This is a genomic window from Streptomyces sp. NPDC051051, assembly GCF_040682975.1.
In the GTDB taxonomy this organism is placed as follows: domain Bacteria; phylum Actinomycetota; class Actinomycetes; order Streptomycetales; family Streptomycetaceae; genus Streptomyces.
Genome location: NZ_JBFBCB010000023.1, coordinates 22438 through 46506, shown reverse-complemented (window position 1 = coordinate 46506; position 24069 = coordinate 22438). Strand labels below are relative to the sequence as shown.

The 24069-nt window shown below is 73.7% G+C and carries 18 protein-coding genes; 13 read left to right on the top strand and 5 right to left on the bottom strand.

What is annotated here, in order from left to right; all coding sequences use genetic code 11:
- Positions 1-24: 24 nt before the first annotated feature.
- Positions 25-2739, bottom strand: a complete 2715-nt coding sequence (locus AB0N31_RS18915; protein WP_366059521.1) for an AAA family ATPase — start codon at positions 2737-2739, stop codon at positions 25-27.
- A gap of 298 nt (positions 2740-3037) precedes the next feature.
- On the opposite strand from AB0N31_RS18915, the gene AB0N31_RS18910 reads away from it, so the two are divergent.
- Positions 3038-4021 (top strand): DUF2510 domain-containing protein, encoded by a 984-nt coding sequence (locus tag AB0N31_RS18910; RefSeq protein ID WP_366059520.1) that lies wholly within the window; start codon positions 3038-3040, stop codon positions 4019-4021.
- A 309-nt stretch (positions 4022-4330) separates the two neighbouring features.
- Here the strand turns inward: AB0N31_RS18910 and AB0N31_RS18905 are convergent, their stop codons facing one another.
- Positions 4331-4975 carry a TetR/AcrR family transcriptional regulator C-terminal ligand-binding domain-containing protein gene (locus AB0N31_RS18905; protein WP_366059519.1) on the bottom strand — a complete coding sequence of 215 codons (645 nt, stop codon included), beginning with the start codon at positions 4973-4975 and terminating at the stop codon, positions 4331-4333.
- 292 nt (positions 4976-5267) lie between these two features.
- Here AB0N31_RS18905 and AB0N31_RS18900 point away from each other — a divergent pair, with 292 nt between their 5' ends.
- Entirely contained in the window at positions 5268-6074 is an 807-nt protein-coding gene (locus tag AB0N31_RS18900; RefSeq protein ID WP_366059518.1) for a phosphatase PAP2 family protein, read from the top strand.
- Entirely contained in the window at positions 6071-7171 is a 1101-nt protein-coding gene (locus AB0N31_RS18895; RefSeq protein ID WP_366059517.1) for a hypothetical protein, read from the top strand. Before AB0N31_RS18900 ends, AB0N31_RS18895 begins: the two co-directional genes overlap by 4 nt.
- A 6-nt stretch (positions 7172-7177) precedes the next feature.
- Here AB0N31_RS18895 and AB0N31_RS18890 read toward each other — a convergent pair whose 3' ends face one another.
- Positions 7178-8050, bottom strand: coding sequence for a phospholipid scramblase-related protein (locus AB0N31_RS18890; RefSeq protein ID WP_366059516.1), 873 nt, complete (start codon positions 8048-8050; stop codon positions 7178-7180).
- 82 nt (positions 8051-8132) lie between these two features.
- Positions 8133-10184 (bottom strand): phosphocholine-specific phospholipase C, encoded by a 2052-nt coding sequence (locus AB0N31_RS18885; RefSeq protein WP_366059515.1) that lies wholly within the window; start codon positions 10182-10184, stop codon positions 8133-8135.
- A gap of 551 nt (positions 10185-10735) precedes the next feature.
- On the opposite strand from AB0N31_RS18885, the gene AB0N31_RS18880 reads away from it, so the two are divergent.
- From AB0N31_RS18880 to AB0N31_RS18835, 10 genes are all read left to right on the top strand, one after another.
- Positions 10736-11260, top strand: a complete 525-nt coding sequence (locus AB0N31_RS18880; protein WP_366059514.1) for a hypothetical protein — start codon at positions 10736-10738, stop codon at positions 11258-11260.
- Positions 11261-11753: 493 nt separating this feature from the next.
- Entirely contained in the window at positions 11754-13910 is a 2157-nt protein-coding gene (locus AB0N31_RS18875) for a hypothetical protein (RefSeq protein WP_366059513.1), read from the top strand.
- A gap of 134 nt (positions 13911-14044) precedes the next feature.
- Complete coding sequence (pelF, locus tag AB0N31_RS18870) at positions 14045-15556, top strand: GT4 family glycosyltransferase PelF (protein WP_366059512.1); 1512 nt, start codon at positions 14045-14047, stop codon at positions 15554-15556.
- Positions 15553-16968, top strand: coding sequence for a hypothetical protein (locus AB0N31_RS18865; RefSeq protein ID WP_366059511.1), 1416 nt, complete (start codon positions 15553-15555; stop codon positions 16966-16968). Before pelF ends, AB0N31_RS18865 begins: the two co-directional genes overlap by 4 nt.
- 103 nt (positions 16969-17071) lie before the next feature.
- Positions 17072-18073: a GDP-mannose 4,6-dehydratase gene (locus AB0N31_RS18860; RefSeq protein ID WP_366059510.1), complete on the top strand. Its 1002-nt coding sequence runs from the start codon at positions 17072-17074 to the stop codon at positions 18071-18073.
- A gap of 42 nt (positions 18074-18115) precedes the next feature.
- Positions 18116-18829, top strand: coding sequence for a sugar phosphate nucleotidyltransferase (locus tag AB0N31_RS18855; RefSeq protein WP_366059509.1), 714 nt, complete (start codon positions 18116-18118; stop codon positions 18827-18829).
- 7 nt (positions 18830-18836) lie between these two features.
- Positions 18837-19730 carry an NAD-dependent epimerase/dehydratase family protein gene (locus AB0N31_RS18850; RefSeq protein ID WP_366059508.1) on the top strand — a complete coding sequence of 298 codons (894 nt, stop codon included), beginning with the start codon at positions 18837-18839 and terminating at the stop codon, positions 19728-19730.
- Complete coding sequence (locus AB0N31_RS18845; protein ID WP_366059507.1) at positions 19727-20389, top strand: spherulation-specific family 4 protein; 663 nt, start codon at positions 19727-19729, stop codon at positions 20387-20389. The genes AB0N31_RS18850 and AB0N31_RS18845 overlap by 4 nt, the downstream gene beginning before the upstream one ends.
- Positions 20386-21192: an endo alpha-1,4 polygalactosaminidase gene (locus AB0N31_RS18840; RefSeq protein WP_366059506.1), complete on the top strand. Its 807-nt coding sequence runs from the start codon at positions 20386-20388 to the stop codon at positions 21190-21192. The genes AB0N31_RS18845 and AB0N31_RS18840 overlap by 4 nt, the downstream gene beginning before the upstream one ends.
- A 204-nt stretch (positions 21193-21396) precedes the next feature.
- Positions 21397-22908: an MFS transporter gene (locus AB0N31_RS18835; RefSeq protein WP_366059505.1), complete on the top strand. Its 1512-nt coding sequence runs from the start codon at positions 21397-21399 to the stop codon at positions 22906-22908.
- A 271-nt stretch (positions 22909-23179) separates the two neighbouring features.
- Here AB0N31_RS18835 and AB0N31_RS18830 read toward each other — a convergent pair whose 3' ends face one another.
- Positions 23180-23845 carry a hypothetical protein gene (locus tag AB0N31_RS18830; protein ID WP_366059504.1) on the bottom strand — a complete coding sequence of 222 codons (666 nt, stop codon included), beginning with the start codon at positions 23843-23845 and terminating at the stop codon, positions 23180-23182.
- Positions 23846-24069: the final 224 nt, after the last annotated feature.

Below are 24069 nucleotides of genomic sequence, written 5' to 3'. Positions count from 1 at the left end.
CCGGACGCCGCTCCCCCCGGGTGCCTACCTGCGGGTCTGGCCCGGTACCAGGCCGACCGCCGGGGCGCCGAGGGCGTCCAGGGCGGTCTGGGCCTGGAGGGCGAGGCCGTCCGCGTCGCAGGAGCGGGCGAGGGTGAGGCCCCGCTGGAGTTCGGAGGCCGAGCGGGAGAGGATGCCGTACTCGACGCGGGCGGCGGCGTGTTCGTACTGGCAGGGCGAGGCCTCGAGGTAGGTGACGGCCTGGGCGGCGAGGCGGACCGCGCGCTGGCCGGTCTCCAGGGCGGCGGCACAGCGCAGGGCCTCGCCGATGGCGGTGTCCGTGCCGAAGCGTTCGGCCTGGCGACGGGCGTCGGAGGCCAGCCGGGCCGCGCGGGCGGGATCCTCGCCGGCGAGGGCCTTGGCCAGGTCGGCGGCCCAGGGCACCATCACCGGGTTGAGGTGACCGCGGGCGGCCGCCGCCTTCTCGGCCTCCTCCAGCTCGTTGACGCCGTCCTGGGTGCGGCCGACGGCCAGCAGCAGCCGGCCGCGCACCGACCGCGGGTCGGGCAGCACGATCGTGGACGGGTAGGGCGGGGCGAAACCGTACTGCTCGGCCACGTCCCAGGCCTCCTGGACGTGTCCGCGGGCGAGCAGCGTGTCGACGAGGTTGCAGGTGGCCGACCAGTACAGGGGCAGGCCGCGCCCGACGCGTTCGGCGATGCGCAGTGACTCCCGCAGGGACTCCTCGGCCTCCCTCAGCCGGCCCCGGCGGCGCAGGCCGAGTCCGAGGTAGGCGTGGGCCAGGGCGAGGTGGCCGCCGCTCCAGCCGGCGGTGACGTAGGCGCGCAGGGCCTCGTTGAAGAGGGCTTCGGCGCGATCGAGCCGGTCGGTGTAGGCGTACGAACTGGCCAGCATCATCAGCAGTTCGAGGCCCCACTCGGGGTCGGTCCAGCCGAGGCCGGGTGCGAGGCGGCCGTTGACGAGTGCGCGGTCGCACAGTTCGACGACCACTTCCGCGTTCTCGCCGTGGGTCATGGCGTCGAAGCCGCGCAGGATGAGCAGGGCCCGCTCGGCGTTGTCGCGGCCGGTGCAGGTGGCGGCGAGCCTGCTGAGTTTCGCGGAGCGGCCGGGCGAGGTGGTCTCGCCGGCGTGGATGCCCTCCCACATGAACTGCACCGCCTGGAGCCGCATCCGGGCCGGTCCGGCGGGCTGCCGGGCGGCCTCCGCCTCGACGGTGCGGACGGCCTCCTCCAGCTGGTCGTTGTGCGTGAGGGCCTGGGAGAGGCGGTAGACGGCGTCGACCCGCTCGGCGTTGTCGAGGCCGGGCACGGCGAGCGCGGTCCGCAGGTGCTCGATGGTCCTGGCGGGCGAGACGAGGAGGGTGGCGCAGCCGAGTTCGTAGAGGACGTGCGGGTGCACGTCGGGCGCGGGCGGTTCCGCCAGGGCGCGTTCCAGGCAGCGGCGGGCCGCGTCCGGGGCCCCGACGGCGAGGTGTTCGCGGGCGGCCTCGCGCAGCTGCTCCACGAGTTCCTCGTCGTCGTCCGCGTGGACCTGGAGCAGGTGGCGGGAGGCCGCCGCAAGGCCCTTGCCGGCGTCGATGACGACCTGGGCGGCGATGCCGTGCATCGCCTTGCGCAGCCCCTCGGGGATGGAGTCGTAGACGGCGGTGGCGATCAGCGGGTGGACGAACTCCAGGTCGCCGTCGTCGGCGGGGGCGGCCACCGCGTCGGGTGTGGTGAGGATGCGGGCGGTGCGCAGCAGTTCGGCGCAGCGGACCGCGACCTCGTGGCGCATTCCGGCGAGCCGGGCCGCCTGGTCGACGGTGATCCCTGCGCCGAGGATGGCGGCCGCCATGGCGAACCGGGTGGCGTCGACGCCCAGTTGTTCCAGGCGGTCGACGAGGCCGCCGCCGCGCGCGGAGCGGTTCAGCGGGCGCAGTTCGGTGGCGGAGGACTCGCCGGGCACGAGGGCCCGGTCCCGCACCTTGGCGAGGAGTTCGACGGTGTCGTAGGGGTTGCCGCCGGTGACGGCCCAGACCTCGCGGCAGAACGGGTCGTCGGCGTGCTCGCCGAGGGTGGCGCGGGTGAGGCCGGCGACCGCCTCCGGGGTCAGGGCGCTCAGGCTGGTGACGGACTGTCCGGCGACCGCGGCGACCGCGTCGAGGTACTGGACGGCGTCGCCCTTGACCTCGCTGGTCCTGCGGGCCACGACGACCAGGACGGACAGGTCGTCGAGGCGCTCCACGAAGGCGGCGAGCCAGCGCAGGGTCTCCTGGTCGGCCCAGTGCGCGTCGTCCACCAGCAGGACGAGCGGCCAGTCCCGCCGGGCCAGCCGGGTCACGGCGGCGACGAGGCCGTCGCACACGCCCTGCGGGTCGGCGTGGCCCTCACCGGGTTCGGCGATGCCGAGGGCCGGGCCCGCGATGTCGTACCAGTCACCGAGGTATTCGCGGGCCTCCTCCGGGTGCAGCGACAGCAGGGCGGGCTGGAGCAGCTGCCGCACCACGTTGAAGGGGACGGACCTGAGGGTCTCGCCGCCGCGGGCCGACCACACCGTGCAGCCGCGGGCCTCGGCGATGCGCCGTGTCTCGGCCAGCAGTGCCGTCTTGCCGAACCCCGCGTCGCCGCGCAGCAGGTGCACCCGGCCCGACGAGGAGCGGTCGGCGCACAGCTGGTCCACCACCCGCTCGATGACGGCCACTTCCTCGTCGCGCTCCCACAGGGAGGCCGAGGCGGCCGCCGCCGGCCGTACCTCCGTCATCCCGCTACCTCCCCAAGTCGCCCGAACGACGTACCGGACCTCGAGCGTAGCCGTCCGGCGGTCCGTGCGGAGGGTGGTCGGCCCAGCTGTTGCCCCGGCGGGTGACGGGCGGCGTCCCGCCGGGGCCCCGCGGGCCTGCGGGTGAGCCCCCGAACGTCAACGAGGCGGTACTCGCGGCGAATTGACGTCGATTTTACGCCAGCGCGGCACGGAGTGCCGGACCGGCCTCCGGAGAAGAGGCGGGAGAAGAGGCGATCCCTCTCATACGACTTTCACCGATGCCTCATACGGTGGGGGCATGACGCAGGTGACTCCCCCCGGGTGGTACCCCGACCCCGGGCAGACGAATGACGCCCCGCCCACCGAGCGCTGGTGGGACGGCGGGGCATGGACGGACCGGACCCGTCCCGCGGGCTCGGCCGCCGCGTGGGGTGCGCCGGCGCAGGCCCCGACGGTCGGAGCCTTCCCGGCATACCCGGCGTACCCGTCCGCGCCGCCCACCGGTTCGCGGCGCGGGCTGCGCACCGGGGCGGCCGTGGTGGCGGCCGTGGCGGTCCTGGCCAGCATCGGGGTCGGCGTGTACGCGCTGACCAAGGACGACGGCGGCTCCGCCGGGCCCGGTACGGCGCAGGGGCCCGGCGGCCGTGGCGGTCCGGGCGGCTCCGACGGGCAGGACCCCTTCGGCGACTCGGGGGGTCCGGGTGGCTCCGGCGGCCCGGGGGGCACCTCACCGGCCCCCGAGGGGTCGGAGGCGCCGAAGATCGAGAGCGGCGCGGTGACCGACGCGCTCAACGGCATCAGCATCCCCGTCCCGGACGGCTGGAGCGGGCAGGAGCTGGACGTGGGCGCGCAGATAACGTCCGAGTCCTCCTACAAGTGCCCCGGCGACACGTCGAAGACCTGCACCAAGGGCGGCGTGTACTCGGCTCCGGCCCAGGTGCCCGGCTCCACGGCGGAGGCGGTCGCCAAGGCGGACATCGAGGTCAACGCCGAGGAGTCGTACGGCGGCACCACGTACGGCGAGATCACCTCGCACCAGGTCCTCGCCTCGCGGGCGGTGACCGTGGCCGGCCAGAAGGGCTACCTGGTGCGCTGGAAGGCGGTCACGAGCAAGGGCGCCGACGGCTACGTCGAGTCCCTGGCCTTTCCGGCGCCCGCGGACACCGAGCGGATCGTGGTCCTGCGCTTCGGCGTCGACGCCGACCAGGAGGTGTCCGTCATCGACGAGATCACCAAGGGCATCAAGGTGTCGACGGGGAGCGGCAGCGGACAGGGGGTCTGAGCGCGGACCCGGCCGGGCGGGGCCGCGCGCCGCGCGGGCGCGCGTCCAACCGGGCTGACGGGTGCCGGCCGGGCCCCGCTCGGCCGAGCGGCTCGGCCCGGCTTCGTCCGGCCGGGCGGGTCCGGTCACTGCGGGGCGGCTCGAACCGGCACGGCCGGGTCGACCGTCCGGCCCCGCCGCCGCGTCCCGGCCGCCCGCGACACACGAGCGGCCGGGTGGGACGCCCCTCCGCTCAAGGGGCGTCCCACCCGGCCGGGGGTGCGCGCCGCCCCCGTCCCCACGGTGCGGCGCGAGCAGGTCACCGTCCGGTCATCCCGCGGACGGCGGCCTGGGTCTTTCCGCTCCGAGGCCGAGTGCCGGCAGCACGGCGGCCTCCACGAAGCGCAGCAGGTATTCCTCGTCGGCGTACTCCCCGTCCACCACGGGGCGGGCGCGGACGACGCCGAACATCTGGGCCGGGATGTACTCCAGCGCCGGGTGGCCGGCCGCCACCTCGCCGCGCTCGACACCCCGCCGCAGGATCTCCCGCAGGGCGGCGATCTCGGGTTCGACGATGGCCTCGCGCAGTGCGCCCGCCAGCTCCGCGTCCTGGGTGACGGCGTGTCCGAGCGCCTGGAGGAGTTTGGTGTCGGTCATGGACCACCGGGCGGCTCCCCGCGCGGCCTCGCGCAGGTCGTCGGCGAGTGATCCGGTGTCGATCCCGGCGAGCCGCGACCGGCGGCGGGAGCGCAGGGCCGCCACCACGAACTGGGGTTTGGTCTTCCACTGCCGGTACAGCGTGGACTTGCTGCACCGGGTGCTGGTGGCGACGCCCTCCATGGTGACGGCCTCGTACCCGCACTCGCGGATCTGTTCCAGGACGGCGTCGAAGAACTCCTGCTCACGCTCGGGCGTGAGCTTGGAGCGGCGCGAGGCGGCGACCGATTCCGGTCCGTCCGCGGCCTGCGACGTCATCGGCCCTTCTCCTCACTGCTGTCCGGCGGCCCTCGGACGGGCCGCTTCCAGTGTGTCGCACGTCCATCGATACGACAGTGTACCGATACGCCAGTGTACCGGTACCCGAGCGTATCGGTACACTGGCGTATCGGTACGATGTCGTATCGATGCTGCGCGCAGGCCCCGGGCCCGCACACCAGCGCACCGGGACACGCACGTGCACGCCACACACACGGACACGGGCACGGGCACGGCACTCGCGCAGCACACGCACCACTCACACGCACCACGTCAGCGAAGGGGCCGGGGGATGAATGCCCGCACCGAGCCTGAAGAAGCGGAGCCGGCCACACCGGTACGGCCGCCGATAATCCGGGAGCTCCTGCTCGTCGCCGGACTCTTCCTCGTCTACAAATGCGGCCGGCAGCTGGCCACGGGCCACACCGCCGAGGCCTTCCGCAACGCGCACCGCGTGTGGGACGCGGAACGGTGGCTGCGGCTGCCGGACGAGGACGCGGCGCAGTCCCTGCTGCTGTACGGCGACGGCCTGGTCCACGTCGCGAACACCTACTACGCGACCGTCCACTTCCCCGCCACCGCGGCCTTCCTGGTCTGGCTCTACCTGCGGCGCCCCGCGCACTACGTGTGGGCCCGCCGGGTACTGGCCGCCGTCACGGCCGCCGCCCTGGTGGTCCATCTCACGTTCCCCCTCGCGCCGCCCCGGATGCTCGCGGCGACGGGACTGATCGACACCGCGCGGGTGTACGGGCCCTCGGTGTACGGGCCCCCTCGGACGGACACCCTGTCGAACCAGTTCGCGGCGATGCCCTCGCTGCACTTCGGCTGGGCCCTGATGGTCGCCGTCGGGCTGATCGTCGCCACCCGGTCGCGCCGGCGGTGGCTGTGGCTGCTGCACCCGCTGGTCACCCTGCTGGTGATCGTGGGCACGGCGAACCACTACTGGCTGGACGCGCTCATCGCCTCGGCGCTGCTCGGGGTCGCCCTCGCGGTGATCCGTGCGCCGCGTCGCACGGTGACGGCGGCCGGACGCGGTGCGCCCACCGGTGGGCCGGCCCAGCCGGCCGGGGAGAAGGCGCTCGTGGGGGCGGGCCGATGAGCGCCGCCCTCGTCGCCGTCGTCCTGTCGCTGTTCTCCGCGGTCGCCTACGCCGCCGCGGCCGTCGCCCAGGAACGGCTGGCCGCCCGCTCCCCCGGCACCGGATTCGCCCGGCTGCTGGGCAGCGGCGCCTGGTGGGCCTCGGTGGGGCTCAACGGCGGGGCCGCCCTGTTGCACGTCGTGGCCCTCACGTACGGCCCGCTGACCGTGGTGCAGCCGCTCGGGGCGCTCACCCTGGTCGCGGCCGTGCCGCTGGGCGCGCGCATCGCCGGCCGGCGGGTCGGCGCGGCCGAGTGGCGGGGCACCGCCCTGACCCTGCTCGGACTGGCCGCGATCCTGGTCACGGCGTCCGGCCCGGCACCCGACGACGTACTGAGCGGGTCCGAGGCGGTCGCGGTGGCGGGGGTGACGGCGGCGCTGATCGGGCTGCTCGCCCGGCCCGGCACCCGGCCCGGCCTGCGGCACGCGAGCGCGTCCGGCTTCGCCTCCGGGGTGGCCTCCGCGCTCACCCAGACCGTGACGGTGGCCGCGTCCGACCGGTCCGGCCCGCTGCTCGGCGTGCAGGTGATCGGGGCGGCGCTGCTGGTGGCCGCCTTCGCCACGGGCGGGCTGCTGCTGTCGCAGACCGCCTACCGGGACGGACTGGGCGCCCCGCTGGCGGTGGTGACACTGGCGAACCCGGTGGCCGCCGCGGTGATCGGTCTCACGCTGCTGGGCGAACGGCTCCAGGGCGGAGCGGCGGGCGCGCTCCTCGCGGTCGCCGGAGCGGGCCTCTCCGCCTGGGGCGTGGTGCTGCTGTCCCGCGCGGCGCCGGAGCCGGTGACGGGAGCGGCGACGGGACCGGCACCGGTCCCGACCGCGGATCCCGCGGCGGGCCGAACCCCGGGACGCCCCACCGCGTACGCCTCGGGACGCCCGTCCCGACGCGGTTCGCGGTACGACGGCAGGCACGCCGAGGACCACGGCGACGGGCACGACGGGCACGGCGACGGGCATCCGGTGGCCGCGGTGCTCGCGCTGAAGCCGGAGACGGCCTCGGCCGAACCCGCTCTGCTGCCCCGGCCGGCCACGGGACCGGGGCGCCTCACCGCGCTGTGACCGGGGTCAGCCGAGGCCGCGGGAGTCCTGCTTCAGGGCCGTGTCCACCGTCAGGGCGGTGGCGACGACCAGACTCAGCAGGGGTTCGGGCAGCTGGTAGTGGATCTGCAGGACGTAGTTGTCCGCGGTGGTGAAGAGGGTCTTCGCCAGGCCTTCCCAGGTCTTGGTGATCCGGGCGACCTCGTTGTCCGCGTGGTCGACGATCGCGAAGTTCCAGGCCCGCCAGTTCTCCGCCTTGATCGCGCCGACCTGCCCGCCACCGGCGTCGATGGCGAAATTGATCTTCCCGAAGATGTTCTGCTGGACGATCTCGCCGACCGGCTGACCGTCGGGACGCGTGACGATCACACGGGACTTGAGGAACTTGCGCGGGCGGGTCAGCAGCAGGACCGGCCGGCCGTGGGCGTCGCGGATCTCCAGCCTGTGCGTCATGAACTGGTCGATGCTGGCGACGAACCGCAGGACCTTCCGCAGCGCGCTCTGCCCGACCTGCACGACCGAACCGAGCTGATTGCCCTGCTGGTCCATGACCTTGTACTCGTTGGTCAGCTCGATCAGCTTGGCCTTCTGGTTGACCACCAGCACCGGCTCGCTGAACAGCGTGCCGCCACCGGGGCCGCCCGCCGCGACCCCCGCCTGCTGCTGCACCTGGCGCTGCACACGGGGGTCGGGTCCGGCGGCCGGCTGCGCGGGCACCTGCGGCTGGGCGGGCTGCGCCGGTAGCGGCTGCCGGTCCGGCGTCTGCGGCAGGCCCTGCGCCGGCTGCTGCTCGGCGTGGGTGTGCTCGGTCCACCGGGAACCGTCCCAGTACCGCAGGGTCCGGTCGGCCCCGTGCGGGTCCGGGTACCAACCTGAAGGTGTGTTCGAATGCGTGGTCACCGGGGCACACTACCCCGAGCCTGCCCGGACCTGACCAGCCCCCACGATGCGGTGTTCACCGTGCTTCACCCGCTCGGTGTGCTCATTCCGTGACGATGGCCGGGTCGCTCACACCGGGACGCCCGTTCTCGACGTGCCCGGCGAACCGGCGCTGGAACGACGGGTCCGCGGCGGAGGTGACGGTGAGGTCGTACCAGCGCCGGCCGGCGCTCAGGTCGACGGTGCGCTTGAGGACGGCGCCCACCCGGACCCGTACGGTCGTGGTGCGGCCCCGGTAGCCGTCGGTCACCTTCAACTCCACCGTGCCGGAGCCCCGGTTGGTGAAGGTCAGCTCCACGTCGTCGCCCACGTGCCGGGCGACGACCTCGGGCCCCGCGGTCTTCCCCGGCCCCTTGAAGACGCGCAGGAAGCCGTTCGGTCCGTGCACGGTGAGGTCGTGGGAGCCGCCCGAGTACGCGGAGTTCCAGGTGTCGGAGATCTTCTTGCCGGCCTCGGTGGTGTATGTCCACGGGCCGTCGGCGCGGTTGCCGGAGGTGACCAGGAAGGCGGCGCCGGCCTTGGCGCCGGAGGCGAAGGTGAGCGTGAGCTTCCCGGTGGCCGGGTCGGCCGAACCGTCCACGGCGGGCGCGTACTTGAGGGGGCGGGCGGGCCTCAGGCCGCGTTCCTGCCGGGGCAGGGTGCCCTCGGCGGGCGGGGTGGGCCGGTAGTCGGGGTGGCGCTCGCGGTCCTGCGGCTCGTACCCGTCGGTGTCGGGCAGCACGACCGGCCCGGTGTCCCTGCGGGAGAAGTCGAAGGCCGCCGTCAGATCGCCGCAGACGGCCCGCCGCCAGGGCGAGATGTTCGGCTCGCGCACTCCGAAGCGGCGCTCCATGAAGCGGATGACCGAGGTGTGGTCGAGGGTCTCGGAGCAGACGTAACCGCCCTTGCTCCAGGGTGAGACGACGAGCATCGGCACCCGCGGGCCGAGGCCGTACGGACCGGCGACGCGGTTGCCGCCGCCCGGGTACAGGTCCAGGGAGACGTCGACGGTGGACCGGCCCCGCTCGTCCGAGGTCGGCGGGAGCGGCGGCACCAGGTGGTCGAAGAAGCCGTCGTTCTCGTCGTAGGTGATGAACAGCGCCGTCCTCGCCCACACCGCCGGGTTGGAGGTGAGCGCGTCGAGGACCTGGGCGATGTACCAGGCGCCGTAGTTGGAGGGCCAGTTGGAGTGCTCGGAGAAGGCCTCCGGAGCGGCGATCCAGGAGATCTGCGGCAGCTTGCCGGCCTTCACGTCGGCGCGGAGCCGGTCGAAGTAGCCGTCGCCGTTCTTGACGTCGGTGCCGGTGCGGGCCTTGTCGTACAGCGGGTCGCCGGGGGCGGCGTTGCGGTACTTGTTGAAGTAGAGCAGCGAGTTGTCGCCGTAGTTGCCGCGGTAGGCGTCCTGGATCCAGCCCCAGGAGCCCTGCGCGTCGAGGCCGTCGCCGATGTCCTGGTAGATCTTCCAGGAGACACCCGCCTCCTCCAGGCGCTCGGGGTAGGTCGTCCAGTCGTAGCCCAGCTCGTCGTTGCCCAGGACGGGGCCGCCGCCCCGGCCGTCGTTGCCGGTGTGACCCGTCCACAGGTAGTAGCGGTTGGGGTCGGTGGAGCCGATGAAGGAGCAGTGGTAGGCGTCGCAGACGGTGAACCTGTCGGCGAGCGCGTAGTGGAAGGGGATGTCCTCGCGGGTGAGGTACGCCATGGTCGTGGTGCCCTTCGCGGGGACCCACCTGTCGTACCTGCCGCCGTTGTAGGCCGCCTGTCCGTCCGGCCAGCTGTGCGGAAGGCCTTCGAGGAACTGCATGCCGAGGTCGTCGGCGGTCGGGTGGAAGGGCAGGAGGTCCCTGGTGCCGTCCGACTGGTGCCACACGGACTTGCCGCCGGGGAGCGTCACGGGATGCGGGTCGCCGAAGCCGCGCACGCCCCGCAGCTTGCCGAAGTAGTGGTCGAAGGACCGGTTCTCCTGCATCAGGACGACGATGTGCTCGACGTCCTCGATCGTCCCGGTGCGGTGGTGGGCCGGCAGTGCGGCGGCGCGCTCGATGCTGCTCGACAGCGCGCTGAACGCCGTGGTGGCACCCGCGATCTGGAGGAATCTGCGCCGGTTGACTTCGGACATGGGTGAAGGACCTCTCGTGCGGGGCGGGTTCGGCGGCCGGTCGTTCGCCGGGGAAGTGCGCGCGCAAGGAGTGTTCCAAGGGCACGCAACGCGAGGGAAGGGACGGATGGCGCCCACGTGAAGGCCGACGGTACGGGGGGTGCGGAACGGAACACCGTCGGCGGTGCGGGAGGGGGCGGAGCGCGACACCCTGATTCCCGCGGTCTCGTGGACGGGCTCGGCCGCGTCCGACGCCGCACCCACCACCCGCACGCGGGGCGGCCGGAAAACGGCGGACGGCCGGGAAGCCGCCGCCCCCCTGCGCGTCGGGCACGGGCCGGGCGCAGCCGTACGCGCCAAACCCCCCGGACCGGCCCCGGGCCCGGACGTCCCCGCCCGCACCCCCGCTCCCCTGCGTCACGGACCGGCTACCGTGCGCGTTTACCGGCTCTCCGGCACGGACACGGGTTCGCCACACGGTCTTCACGCGGGGCGCACTTCCGGCCGATCGGGGTCTTCGGTCGGCCGGCGGGGCAGACGGTGACGAGCGCTCCCGCCTAGCCTCCCGGCTCATGCGATCACCACTGATGAGACGCCTCGGCCTCGGCACCGTTCTCGCCGTCGTCCTGGCCGTGTTCGGCCTGACGCCCGTCGCGAGCGCGGACCCGGCTCCGGCCACGCTGACGTTCGCCACCGACAGCGCGACCACCACACCCGGCGGCACGGTGAACCTGTCGATGACGATCACCAACAACAAGACCTACGACATCTGGTTCGTGTACCAGACGATCGACCCGACCTGGTTGACCACCCAGCGCCCCGACCTGAAGTACGGCTTCACCGGCTGCTCCCTGGCGACGGCCGCCGGCGCCACCCCCTGCTCAGGGACCGGACCGGCCGACCTCGGCGCCAACTACGGCACCACCGTCCCGCCCGGCCAGAGCCGTACCGTCACACTGACGCTCCAGATCGCCGCCGACTCGGGCTGCAACGGCAACATCGGCTTCTACTCGTACTTCTACGCCGAGTTCAGCGACACCACCAGCATCAGCGGCGGGCCGGTGTACACGCCCGAGACCCGCGTCCTGTGCGCCTGACGGACCGGCTCCCCGGCCCGCCCGGACACCTCGTCCCCGTCGGGCCGACTCCGGCGGATCCGGCCCGACGGACCGTCAAAGAGCGCCGGAAACAGTCGGGTTGACCTGAAAGCGGCCCACGGCCCGAAACCGGCCTGTGAGCGGGCCCACATCACGACCGGGATCGCGGGCCCGGGTCCGGCGGGCCGGGCCCGTCCGCCGGTACGCCCTCCGGGCCCCGGACCAGCAGGCATCCCCCTCACGCCACCCGGTTCCACGGCGCACCGGCGGACGAACCCGCGCCCCTTCCGGTTCCCCCGGCACCACATTGGTCACCTGCACTTTTCCGTCATGTTTCGCAACACCATCACGAAAGCTACACAGAGACATCACCATGTGACGCGACGGATGCGTCGACGACCGGCTTCTGAGGGGGATGCCGGCGCCGCGCCAGGGGGTGCGTCCGCTCCACGGGAGCCGTGCTCACCCCTGCCCGGGGAGGGGACTTCACCGCATGAAGCGGACCATACGCACCACCGTGTTCACGGTCGGTGCGCTCATCGCCGCGTTCGGCCTGCCGGCCGGCACGGCACACGCCGGCACCACCGCACCCCGCGTCGACCTGCGGGTGCTGGTGGTCGGCGACGGCGGCCCGGCCACCGACGCCATCGCGGCCGAACTCGACGCGGCCGGCACGCCGTACACCGAGATCGACCTGACGCAGGCGGGCCGGCCCGTGATCGACGGCGGTTTCCTGGCCGACACCGTGGACGGCCGGCCACGCGCCAGGTACCAGGCCGTGGTGCTGCCGAACGACAACCCGTTCCCGGCCGGTTCCACCGAGATGGCGGCCCTCGCGGCCTACGAGCAGACGTACGCGGTGCCCCAGGTCGACGCCTACACCTACGCGCGCCCGGAAGCCGGTCTGCAGTACCCGGTGCACGGCGGCTACTCCGGCAGTCTCGACGGCGTGCGGGCCTCGGTCACCACCGCCGGCCGGGCGGGCCCCTTCGGCTACCTGGACGGCTCCGTGCCGTTCGAGGACAACGATCCTGCCGTCGGGGAGAGTTACGCCTACCTGTCGACCCCCGTCGCGGGCGCCGACTTCACCTCGTACGTCGACGCGCCGGTCCCCGGCCGGGCGACGCGCGGTTCCCTGGTGGGCGAGTACCGGCACGACGGGCGGCGCGAGCTGGTCGTCACGTTCGTCTACAACCGGTACCAGCCGCAGTTCCGGCTGCTGGCCCGCGGCATCGTGGAGTGGATGACCGGCGGTGTGCACCTGGGCGCCTCCCGGAACTACTTCGCGGTGCACGTGGACGACGTGTTCGCCGCCGACGACCGCTGGAACACCGCCTTGAACTGCACCCCGGGCGACGTCGACTGCACGGACCCGAACGCCGCCCCGGACCCGATCCGGATGACGCCCGCCGACGTCGACCACGCCGTCTCCTGGCAGCAGGAGCACGGCCTCACCCTCGACTTCGCCTACAACGGCGCGGGCAGCGTCGACCACCGCGAGGACCACGACGGGGCCGATCCGCTCGCCGACCGGCTGATCGCCGGACGCGACGCGTTCCGCTGGATCAACCACACCTACACGCACGCCTTCCTCGGCTGTGTGCAGGACACCTCGGTGGTGCCGTGGAAGTGCGCCACCGCCGCCGACGGCACCACGCGGTGGGTGAGCCGCAACGAGATCGCGGACGAGATCACGGCCAACCGGGTGTGGGGCGAGGCGGCGGGACTCCCCCTGGAGAACGAGGAGTTGGTCACCGGCGAGCACTCGGGCATGAAGGTGCTGCCGCAGCAGCCGGTGGACAACCCCAACCTGGCGCCCGCCCTGGACGACAACGACATCACCTGGCTCGGTTCGGACAACTCCCGTGAGCCCGAACAGCGTTCGGTCGGTCCGGCGACCACCGTCCCCCGCTACCCGATGAACGTCTTCTACAACGCGGGCCGCGCCGCCGAGCAGGTCGACGAGTACAACTGGATCTACACGAGCCGCGCCCAGGGCGGCAGCGGCATCTGCGAGGACAACCCGGCGACCACCACCTGCCTCGCGGCCCCGCTGGAGCCGGCCACCGGCTACACCGGGCACATCGTGCCGCTGGAGACGCGGATCGCCCTCGGGCACGTGCTGTCCAACGACCCCAGGCCGCACTTCATCCACCAGTCGAACCTCGCCGAGGACCGCATCGCCTACCCGGTGCTGAGCGGCGTCCTGGACGGCTACGCGGCACTGTTCGCGGACGACACCCCCGTGGTGAACCCGCGGATGAGCGAGATCGGCACCGAGCTGGGCCGCCGGGCCGCCTGGCGGAACGCCCTGGAGGCCGGCCAGGCGGCGGCCTACCGCATCGGCGACACGGTCACCGTCGAGGCGCCGGCCGGACTCCCGGTCCCCGCGACCCTGCCCACCGGCTCCACGCTGAACGACGCCGCGTTCGGCGCGCCGTACGCGGGCCTGGTGTCCGGCTGGACGCCCTCCGTCGGCACCCCGCTCACCCTCACCCTGCCGGCCTCCGTCCCCGCTCCGGCCGTCCCCGCTCCGGCCGTCTCCGCCCCGGTCGCCGGTGCTCCCTCCGCCGCGGTCACCGGGCCGGCCCCGGACACCCGCGTCCCGGCGGGCGTCACCGAGCAGGTCGTGTCCTCCGCCAGGGACTGAACGGCACACCGACCCGCATCCACCGAAGGTCCCGGCCGCCCACCCGCGGCCGGGACCGCCACTGGCGAAACGGTCCTCCAGAGGGACCCGCCGCCGGGCACGACCACCCCACACCTCGGCCGTGGAGCACCTCGATGCACGTTCCCCACGGCGCGCGACGCCCCGGCGCGACGCGCGTCACCCTGCTCACCGAAGGCACCTACCCGCACAGCCACGGCGGCGTGAGCGTCTGGTGCGACCAACTCGTCCAGGGCATGCCCGACCTCGACTTCGACGTCCTCGCCGTCACCGGCACGGGACGCGAACCCCTGGTGTGGGAGCTGCCCGCGCACGTCACTCGGGTGCGGTCCGTCCCCATGTGGGGCGCCCCGCCCGAGGGACGCCCGCCGCGCGGCCGGTCCCGCGACCGGCTCGCCGCCGCCTACGAGCGGTTCCTCACCGCGCTCCTCGACCCGTGCGCGCAGGACGGGTTCGCGCCCGCCCTGTACGCCATGGCGGGGGCGGCGGTGGACGGCGGGCTGAGCGCCTTCCTGCGGGGCGACCGGGCGATCGCCCTGCTGTCCTCGGTGTGGAACCGTCCCGGTCTGGCCGTCCGCGAGGCCCGGCCGACCGTCCATGACGCGCTGACCGCGACGTCCCTGCTGGAGCACGCCCTGCGTCCGCTGGCCGTACCGCCGCCGGAGAGCGGGGTCGCGCACGCGGTGAGCGGCGGCGTCGCGGCCCTGCCCGGTCTGGCCGCGCTCGAACGGCACGGTGTGCCGCTGCTGTTGACCGAGCACGGCGTCTATCTGCGTGAGCGCTACCTCGGTTACCGCACCGCTCCCTACCGCTGGCCGGTGAAGGCGGTCGTCCTCGGCTTCTTCCGGCTGCTGGCGGAGGAGACCTACCACCGAGCCGCGCTGATCACCCCGGGAAACCGGTACAACCGGTTGTGGGAGGAGCAGGGCGGCGCCGCCCCGGAGTCGATCCGCACCGTCTACAACGGGGTGGACCCCGCCGCGTTCCCGCCGGCCGGGCCCGAGCCGCGGGCGCTCACCCTCAGCTGGGCGGGCCGGGTCGATCCGATCAAGGACCTGGAGACCCTGATCCGGGCCTTCTCCCTGGTGCGGGCCCGGCTGCCGGACGTGCGGCTGCGGCTGTTCGGCGGGACGCCGCGGGGCGGTGAGGCGTACCGGGAGCGGTGCGAGGCGCTGGCCGCCGAGCTGGGGCATGCGGACGCCGTCACCTTCGAGGGCCGCGTCGACGACATCAAGGACGCCTACGCGGCCGGCAACGTCGTGATGCTGTCGAGCATCAGCGAGGGTTTCCCGTTCACGCTGATCGAGGCCATGTCGTGCGGGCGGGCCACCGTCTCCACCGATGTGGGCGGGGTCCGGGAGGCGGTCGGCGAGACCGGTCTGGTGGTGCCGCCGCGCGATCCGGCCGCGATGGCCGCCGCCGCGCTGGAGCTGCTGGGCGACCCGGCACGGCGCCGGGCGATGGGCGAGGCGGCGCGGCTGCGGGTGATCGAGCAGTTCACCCTGCGGCAGACCATCGACACGTTCCGCGCCATCTACCAGGAACTGCCCACTCTGAAAAAGGAGTCGCCCGCTCGGATCGTCCTGCCCGCTCCGGCGGTCACCGGCACGGGGAGCCTCGCCGGATGAGCGGGCCGATGTTCCTCGAACCCGGCGGCGCCGAACAGGACACGCTGGCACTGCGGTTGGCGACGCCCCGGCCGCCGCGCCGCCGCCCGCGCTGGGCCCTGGACGAGGCCACCCTCGCCGTCCGGCTGCCCCGGCGGGGCCCCGACGAGGAGGCGGTCAGCGCCCTCGCCGCCGAACTCGCCGACCGCGTCGGCCCCGCCGTCCACCCCTACGAGGTGGCCGCGCTGCTGGAGGCGGAGGGCCTGTCCGCCTCCGTGATCAAGGAGCGGTACGGTCACCCGAACCTGTTCTCGCTCGCCTCCGCGCTGTACGAGAGGGTGCCGCGGACCTTCCCCGAACCCGCGCCCGCGCCCGACCCCTGGCGCCCGGACACCGTGCGCTGTCTGCTGCGGGGCGCCCTGTTCGCCCTGCCGGGCCTGGCCTATCCGATGACCGCGCCCCTCTGGGACGCCGGCCGTCACACCGCCGTGCTGGTGGTGGCCGGACTGCTCTCCTGGGCCTGGGGCCAGGCGCTGGGGCACCGGGCCCACCTGCGGATGGCGGCCGGGCGGCGGGAAGCCGGCCGTACCCTCCTCGTCGGCGCGCCCCTCGGGGCGGCGGTCGCCACGGCCGCCGCCGCGCTGCCCGCCGGGGGCGGGCCGGTGACGCTGGTGGCGGCCGCGCAGTCGGTGTACCTGGCGGCGGCCGGCGTGCTGCTGGTGCTGGGCCGGGAGCGGCTGCTGCTGGCCGCGCTCGGTCCGCTGGTCGCCGGTGCCGCCGTGCTGCCCCGGTGGGACCTCCCGCCGTCGCTGCGGGCCGGGCTGCCGCTGCTGGCGCTGCTCGCCGTGCTCGCCGTCACCGGTCACGCGCTGCGCACCGTCCTCGCCGTCCCGCCGGCGCCGGCCGCGGCCCGGCCGCGGCTGCTGCGGTCGCTGCCGTACGGGCTGTTCGGGCTGGCCGCGGGTGTGCTGGTACTGCTGGAGGGCCACGAGGAGCCGTACGCCGTGATCGCGCTGACCGTCAGCATGGGACCGGCGGAGTGGTTGCTGTACCGCTACCGCGGGCTGTCCGTCGCCGCGCTGCGCGCCGCCGCGACGCCCGCCGGCTTCCTGCTGCGCTCGGCCGGCGTCCTCGCCCTCTGCCTGCTCGCGTACGTTCTGCCGCTGCTGCCCGCGGCGCTGCTCACCGGCGCCGATCCGGCCGTCCTGCTGCCGCTCGCCGCCGCCCTGTGGACCGGGCTGCTGCTCCAGGCGTTCGGGGCGGCCTGGCCGTCCGCCGCGATCTGTCTCACGGCCGCGGTCGGCGCCTCGGCGGCCGCCCTGTTCCGGCTGCCACCCGGTCCGGCCGCCCTGCCCCTGTGCTGCGGGGCCGCCGCGCTCTGTCTGGCCGGGTGCGCACTGCGGCTGCTCGGCCGTCCGGCCCCGCACGCCTGACGGCACGCCCGCTCCGCCGCCCACGCCCCGACGACCACCGGCAACACCGTCGACCACCGGCAACACCACCCATGACCGTCAACGACCGTAAGGATCGACCAAGTTGACCTCCGCACCGCTCGCCGCCGTCACCGGAGCCGAGGGTTTCATCGGCTCGCACCTCACCGAGGCGCTGGTCGCCTCCGGCCACCGGGTGAGAGCCATGGCCCAGTACAACTCCTTCTCCTCCTACGGCTGGCTGGAGACACTGCACCCGGACGTCCTGGACCAGGTGGAGATCGTCCTCGGCGACGTCCGGGACCCCGGCTCGGTCCGCGGGCTCCTCGACGGCGCCGACGTGGCCTACCACCTGGCCGCGCTGATCGCGATCCCGTACTCCTACCAGGCGCCCCACAGTTACGTGGACACCAACGTCACCGGCACCCTCAACGTGCTGGAGGCGGTCCGCGCGCTGGGCACGCCCCGGCTCGTGCACACCTCCACCAGCGAGACGTACGGCACCGCGCAGTCCGTGCCGATCACCGAGGACCACCCCATCAACACCCAGTCGCCGTACGCCGCTTCGAAGGCGGGCGGGGACCGGCTCGCCGACAGCTACCACGCGAGCTTCGGCACCCCCGTGGTCACGCTGCGGCCGTTCAACACCTTCGGGCCCCGCCAGTCGATGCGCGCGGTCATTCCCACCGTCATCGGGCAGGTGGCCGCCGGGGAGCGGACGATCACCCTCGGCGACCTGCGTCCCACGCGGGACTTCACGTTCGTCGAGGACACCGCGCAGGCGTTCCTCGCGGTGGGCTCGGCACCCGCCGAGCGGGTGGTGGGCCGCACCTTCAACGCCGGCACCGGCGGCGAGATCTCGGTCGGGGACCTGGTCGCGCTGATCGGCAAGGTGATGGACACCGCGCTCGACGTGCGCGAGGACCCCGCCCGCATCCGGCCGGCCAACTCCGAGGTGCTGCGGCTGGTCGCCGACGCGAGCCGGCTCGCCGCCGCCACCGGCTGGCAGCCCGCCCGCACCCTGGAGGAAGGTCTCGCGCACACCGTGGAGTTCTTCCGCGACCCGGGCAACCTGGCGCGCTACAAGACCGGCATCTACAACATCTGACCCGTCCGGCACGTCCCCGAACAGGCATGAAGGAGGAGCCCCATGCACGCAGTGATCCTGGCCGGAGGCAAGGGCGTCCGGCTGCGGCCGTACACCACCGCGCTGCCCAAGCCGCTCGTCCCCATCGGTGACCAGCACGCCATCCTGGAGATCGTGCTGCGCCAGCTCGCCACGGCCGGCTTCACCAGCTGCACCATCGCCATCGGCCACCTCGGCGAGATCATCCGCGCGTACGTCGGCGACGGCACCCAGTGGGGCCTGGCCGTCGACTACGCCACCGAGGAGAGCCCGCTGGGCACCATGGGCCCGCTGCTGAAACTGCGCGACCGGCTCCCGGAGACGTTCCTGGTGATGAACGGCGACGTCCTGACCGACCTCGACTACGCCGACGTCCTGCTCCGGCACCGCGAGTCGGACGCGCCGCTGACCATAGCGACGTACGCCCGCAGGGTGCACATCGACTTCGGGGTGCTGACCACCACCGACAGCAAGGTCGTGGCGTTCACCGAGAAGCCGAGCATGGACTACCGGGTGTCGATGGGCGTCTACGGTCTGACGCGCTCGACGCTGGACGGGTACACGGCCGGACTGCCGCTGGGCTTCGACGAGTTGGTCCTCGACCTGCTGAAGGCCGGCGACGCGCCGCACGCCTACGACTTCGACGGGTACTGGCTCGACATCGGCCGTCCGGACGACTACGACCGGGCCAACGCCGAGTTCACCAGCCGCCGGTCCCTGCTGCTCAAGGGAGCCTGAGCACCACATGCGCATTCTCGTCCTCGGCCACACCGGCTATCTGGGCGCCCACGTCGCCGAGCGGCTGCGGGCCCTGCCGGGCACGCGGGTCCTCGGCGGCGGACGTTCGCCCGCCGCCGAGTTCCCCGTCGACCTCGCCGCCGTCCGCCCGGAGCAGCTGGCGAAGATCCTGGCCTCGGCCGCGCCCGACACCGTCGTCAACTGCGCGGGCGCGACCGGCGGCGACGCCGTGACGCTCGCGGAGGTCAACGCCCGCGGCCCCGCCGTCCTGTGCGCGGCACTGCGCGCGGCGGCCCCGGCGGCCCGCCTCGTCCACCTCGGCTCGGCCGCCGAGTACGGGCCCGGCGCCGTGGACAGCCGGGTGACGGAGTCGGCGGCCACCAGCCCGGCCGGCCCGTACGGCGCCACCAAGCTCGCGGGGACGGTCGCGGTGACCGCGTCCGGGCTGGACGCGGTGGTGCTGCGGGTGGGCAACCCGGTGGGGCCGGGGGCGCCCGCCTCGGGGCTGCCGGGCCGGATCGCCGGGCTGCTGCGGGCGGCGGGCCCGGACCCGGAGGCGGTGCTGCGGCTGGGCGACCTGTCGGCGTACCGCGACTTCGTGGACGTACGCGACGTGGCGCGGGCCGTGGCGCTGGCGGTCACGGCGCCCGGTCCGCTGCCGCCCGTCCTCAACATCGGCGGCGGGCGGGCGGTCCCGGTGCGCGAGCTGGTGCGGCGGCTGGTGCGGCAGGCGGGTTTCGCGGGCCGGGTGGAGGAGAACGCGGCGGGCTCGGACCGTTCCGCCCGGGTGTCCTGGCAGTGCTCGGACATCGGCGCCGCCGCGCGGGTCCTCGGCTGGCGCCCGGTCCACACCCTCGACGACGCCCTCGCCGCGCTGTGGGGAGGTGACGGTACGCCGTGAACCTGCTGATTCCGCTGTACGTCCATCCGGCCGAGGACCCGGGCGCCTGGAACCGGCTGATCAGGTCCGCCGCCGGTACCTACGGCGTCGTCCTCAACCCGGCGAACGGGCCCGGCGAGGGGCCCGATCCGGCGTTCGCGGCGGCGGCCTCGGCGCTGCGCGCGGCGGGGGCGCGGCTGCTGGGGTACGTGGACACCGACTACGGGATCCGGGACGAGGCGGAGATCGCCGACGAGGTGCGCCGGCACCGCGAGTGGTACGCGGTCGACGGCTGTTTCCTGGACCGGGTGACGGCGACCGCGGACGGTCTGTCCGTCTGCCGCCGGCTGGTGCGGGCGCTGCGGCGGCAGGGGGCGGGGACGGTCGTGCTGAACCCCGGGGTCCACCCGGCGGTCGGGTACGTCCGGCTGGCCGACCTGACCGTCACCTTCGAGGGCCACTGGTCGACGTACGTCTCGGCGTTCAGCAGACCGGAGTGGACCGCCCGGCAGGCGCCCGAGCGGCTGTGCCACCTGGTCTACGGGGTGCCGGAGGCGCTGGTGCCGCTCGCCGTGCGCACCGCGCACGAGCGCGGCGCGGCGGTCTGCGGTCCCGTCACCGGTGAACTCCCCAACCCGTGGTCCGAGTTGAGTCCGGCGCTGAGCGGAGTGCGGTCGTGAGGCGGGCGGTGGCGGGCCTGGCGGTACTGGCCGCCGTGCTGGTGACGGTGCTGAGCGGCTGTTCCGGTGACGGCCGGACCGGCGGTCCGGACCCGACGGCGAAGCCCCGGTGGCAGCCGCGCCCCGGCCTGGCCTGGCAGTGGCAGCTGGACGGCAGGGTCGACCCGTCGGCCGACGTGCCCGTGTACGACATCGACGGCTTCGAGAACTCCGCGGCCGACGTGGCGCGGCTGCACCGGGACGGCCGCAAGGTCATCTGCTACGTCAACGTCGGCGCCTGGGAGAGCTTCCGGCCCGACAGGGACGCCTTTCCGCGCGCGGTGCTCGGTGAGCCCAACGGCTGGGCGGGCGAACGGTGGCTGGACATCCGGCGGGTCTCCGTCCTGCGCCCGTTGATGGCGAAGCGTTTCGACATGTGCCGCGACAAGGGGTTCGACGCGGTGGAACCCGACCTGATGGAGGGGTACGGCAACGAGACCGGCTTCCCGCTCACCGCGCGCGACCAGCTCCGCTACAACCGCATGATCGCCGGGCTCGCCCATGAGCGCGGCCTGTCGGTGGGGCTGAAGAACGACCTCCCCCAGATCCCCGAGCTGGTCGCCGACTTCGACTTCGCGGTGAACGAGGAGTGCGCCCAGTACGACGAGTGCGGCCGCCTCACCCCGTTCGTCGCGGCGGGCAAGGCGGTCTTCCACGTGGAGTACACGGAGCCGGCCGGGGAGTTCTGCCCCGAGTCCCGCAGACTGCGCCTGTCGTCGATGCTGAAGAAGCCCGAGCTGGGGGTGTGGCGCAGGCCCTGCTGAGCGGGGCGCGGGGCCGGGGCACGCGGGCGCCCTCGGGGGCGCGGGGCGGGCGCCTCACGGGCGGACCGGAGCGAAACGTTTGCGTTTCGCTCGTCGGGCACCTAGGCTATGTGTACGAAACGGTTTCGTTTTACCTGTTCGTCACCGGCTCGTCACCGACGTCGCCACCGACTTCGTCACCGATCACGACTGGAGTACGTCCCCATGGCTCACACAGCCGCAGCACCGGACACGGTGTCGCCCGGCAGGAGCGGCTCACCGGCCGAGGCCGCCGAGCCCCGCCACCGGTGGTGGATCCTCGCCGTCATCGGGCTCGCCCAGCTGATGGTCGTCCTGGACGCGACCATCGTGAACATCGCCCTGCCGTCCGCCCAGGCCGACCTCGGCTTCTCCGACGGCAACCGGACCTGGATCGTCACCGCCTACTCCCTGGCCTTCGGCAGCCTGCTGCTGCTCGGCGGCCGGATCGCCGACCTCTTCGGCCGCAAGCCCGCCTTCCTCGTCGGCGTGAGCGGCTTCGCCGCCGCCTCCGCCGTGGCGGGCGCGGCCACCAGCTTCGAGATGCTCGTCGCGGGCCGCGCCCTCCAGGGCCTGTTCGGCGCCCTGCTCGCTCCCGCCGCGCTCTCCTTGCTGACCACCACCTTCACCGACCCGAAGGAGCGCGCCAAGGCCTTCGGCATCTTCGGCGCGATCGCCGGCTCCGGCGCGGCCGTCGGCCTGCTGCTCGGCGGTGTCCTCACCGAGTACCTGGACTGGCGCTGGACCCTCTACGTCAACCTCTTCATCGCGGCCTTCGCCATCGTGGGCGGCTCGCTGCTGCTCCGGCGCACGGCTCGCGACCCCGGCGCCAAGCTCGACATCCCCGGCACGGTCCTCGTCACCACCGGCCTGTTCGGCATCGTCTACGGCTTCTCCAACGCCGAGTCCCACGACTGGAGCTCGCCGCTGTCCTGGGGCTTCCTCGCCGCCGGCACCGTGCTGCTGGCGCTCTTCACCTGGTGGCAGACCAGGGCGTCGCATCCGCTGCTGCCGCTGCGGGTGCTCCTGGACCGCAACCGCGGCGCGTCCTTCACCGCCATGCTGATCTCCAGCGCCGGAATGTTCGGCGTCTTCCTCTTCCTGACCTACTACCTCCAGCTCAGCCTCGGCTTCTCCGCCGTCCGGACGGGCCTGGCCTTCCTCCCGATGGTCGGTGCCCTCATGGTGAGCGCCACCCTGTCCACCAGCGTCCTGCTGCCGCGCGTCGGACCGAAGACCGTGGTCCCGCTCGGCATGGTGCTCGGAGCCGCCGGCATGGTCTGGCTGACCGCCCTCGGCCTGGACAGCACCTACGCGGCCGACGTCCTGCCCCCGCTGCTGGTCACCGGCCTCGGCATCGGCCTGATCATGGCCCCCGCCATGAGCGTCGCCACCAGCGGTGTGGCCACCGATGACGCCGGAGTCGCCTCGGCCTCCGTCAACACGATGCAGCAGATCGGCGGCTCCATCGGCACGGCCCTGCTCAACACCCTCGCCGCCAGCGCCGCCACGTCGTACCTGGCCGGCAAGGACCCCTCCGACAAGCTGACCCAGGCCCGGGCCGCGCTGGAGTCCTACTCCGCCGCCTACTGGTGGTCGGCCGGCTTCTTCGCGGTCGGCGCGCTGGTCACGGCGCTGCTCTACCGGCGCGGCGTCCCGGCGGTCGACGCGGACGCCGCCCCCACCGTCCACATGTGAGCGGCATGTGGTGACCCGCGCCGGCCCGTGGGGACGGGGAGGGCGCGGCCGACGGGCCCGGTGCTTTCGAGCACCGGGCCCGTCGGCATGCCGCACCGCTTCTCCCGCGACGCCGGCCGAGCTCCCGCGTCCGGCGCACGTCGCGCAGCCGGGCCACCGGCCGGGACGGCAGAGCCGTGCATGCGCACCTGCCCGCCTTCGGGCAAGAACGTGCGGTGCGTGTCCCGCTGGCCCGGGCGCCGTCGGCGACCTGAACGCCGACGGTGCCCGGTCAGGCCTCGGGGGCGGGGACCACGCTGAGGTGTCCCGCGGTGCGGCGCGGACGCCGTCCCCCACGGGGCGTCGGCGCGGGTGCCTCGCGCAGCACCATCGTCAGCCGCGTGTACCCCATCTCACGCAGCGTGCGCGGAGTCTCACCGACGATACGGCACTCGGTGGCGGGCCGGTGCGGGTCGGGATGGAGCAGGGTGCGGACCGCTCCGTCGTGCTCGACGGCGTCCTCGCCCATGGCGCGCACCCAGTGCGGCAGTCCCTGCCGGTAGGCGGCCTCCATCAGGGGGTCCTGGGCGATCTCGCGGCGGATCGCCTGCAGGACGGGATCGTGGCCGTGCCCCTCGAGGGTCGCGGCGAACCGGGCCAGCACGGGCAGGCACCAGCCGGCCTCGTGGTCGCCGAGGACCGACGCCGCGTCCGGGTGGAAGAGGACGAACCGCAGGAAGTTGTCGTCCGGCAGCGCGGTCGGATGCGGGCTCACGTCGCGGAAAAGTGACGTGAAAGCGGCGTTGGCGAGAACGACGTCCCAGCGGTGGTCGAGAACGACGGAAGGAAAGGGCACGGCCTCCAGGTACGCGGCGTAGTCCCGTAGGTAGGACTGGGCCTCGGGACTTGCGGGGACGGGCCGCGGTACCGACCGCTGCCCACCTGCCTGATACGCCATCGGGAGGTCACCCCTCTTGCCTCTGCGGCCTTCACGCGGCGTGCCGATCCTGCTGCCCGACGCGCGGCGTGTCAACTATCGTGGCATTCGGCGCTCGTTGACGGCTGAAATTGGCCACAGTTGTGGCGAGACCTGGATGTGAGTTCGAAAGACCGGTTACTCTCCGGGCAGTTCACGGCGATCGCGTGTGCCCGTGAGAGGCTCGTGAGAGACGTAGGAGACCT

Excerpts from the sequence above, each read along its gene's own strand:
- AB0N31_RS18915 (WP_366059521.1), bottom strand. The coding sequence starts at position 2,739 with ATGACGGAGGTACGGCCGGCGGCGGCCGCCTCGGCCTCCCTGTGGGAG.
- AB0N31_RS18910 (WP_366059520.1), top strand. The coding sequence starts at position 3,038 with ATGACGCAGGTGACTCCCCCCGGGTGGTACCCCGACCCCGGGCAGACG.
- AB0N31_RS18905 (WP_366059519.1), bottom strand. The coding sequence starts at position 4,975 with ATGACGTCGCAGGCCGCGGACGGACCGGAATCGGTCGCCGCCTCGCGC.
- AB0N31_RS18900 (WP_366059518.1), top strand. The coding sequence starts at position 5,268 with ATGAATGCCCGCACCGAGCCTGAAGAAGCGGAGCCGGCCACACCGGTA.
- AB0N31_RS18895 (WP_366059517.1), top strand. The coding sequence starts at position 6,071 with ATGAGCGCCGCCCTCGTCGCCGTCGTCCTGTCGCTGTTCTCCGCGGTC.
- AB0N31_RS18885 (WP_366059515.1), bottom strand. The coding sequence starts at position 10,184 with ATGTCCGAAGTCAACCGGCGCAGATTCCTCCAGATCGCGGGTGCCACC.
- AB0N31_RS18880 (WP_366059514.1), top strand. The coding sequence starts at position 10,736 with ATGCGATCACCACTGATGAGACGCCTCGGCCTCGGCACCGTTCTCGCC.
- AB0N31_RS18875 (WP_366059513.1), top strand. The coding sequence starts at position 11,754 with ATGAAGCGGACCATACGCACCACCGTGTTCACGGTCGGTGCGCTCATC.
- pelF (WP_366059512.1), top strand. The coding sequence starts at position 14,045 with ATGCACGTTCCCCACGGCGCGCGACGCCCCGGCGCGACGCGCGTCACC.
- AB0N31_RS18865 (WP_366059511.1), top strand. The coding sequence starts at position 15,553 with ATGAGCGGGCCGATGTTCCTCGAACCCGGCGGCGCCGAACAGGACACG.
- AB0N31_RS18855 (WP_366059509.1), top strand. The coding sequence starts at position 18,116 with ATGCACGCAGTGATCCTGGCCGGAGGCAAGGGCGTCCGGCTGCGGCCG.
- AB0N31_RS18850 (WP_366059508.1), top strand. The coding sequence starts at position 18,837 with ATGCGCATTCTCGTCCTCGGCCACACCGGCTATCTGGGCGCCCACGTC.
- AB0N31_RS18835 (WP_366059505.1), top strand. The coding sequence starts at position 21,397 with ATGGCTCACACAGCCGCAGCACCGGACACGGTGTCGCCCGGCAGGAGC.
- AB0N31_RS18830 (WP_366059504.1), bottom strand. The coding sequence starts at position 23,845 with ATGGCGTATCAGGCAGGTGGGCAGCGGTCGGTACCGCGGCCCGTCCCC.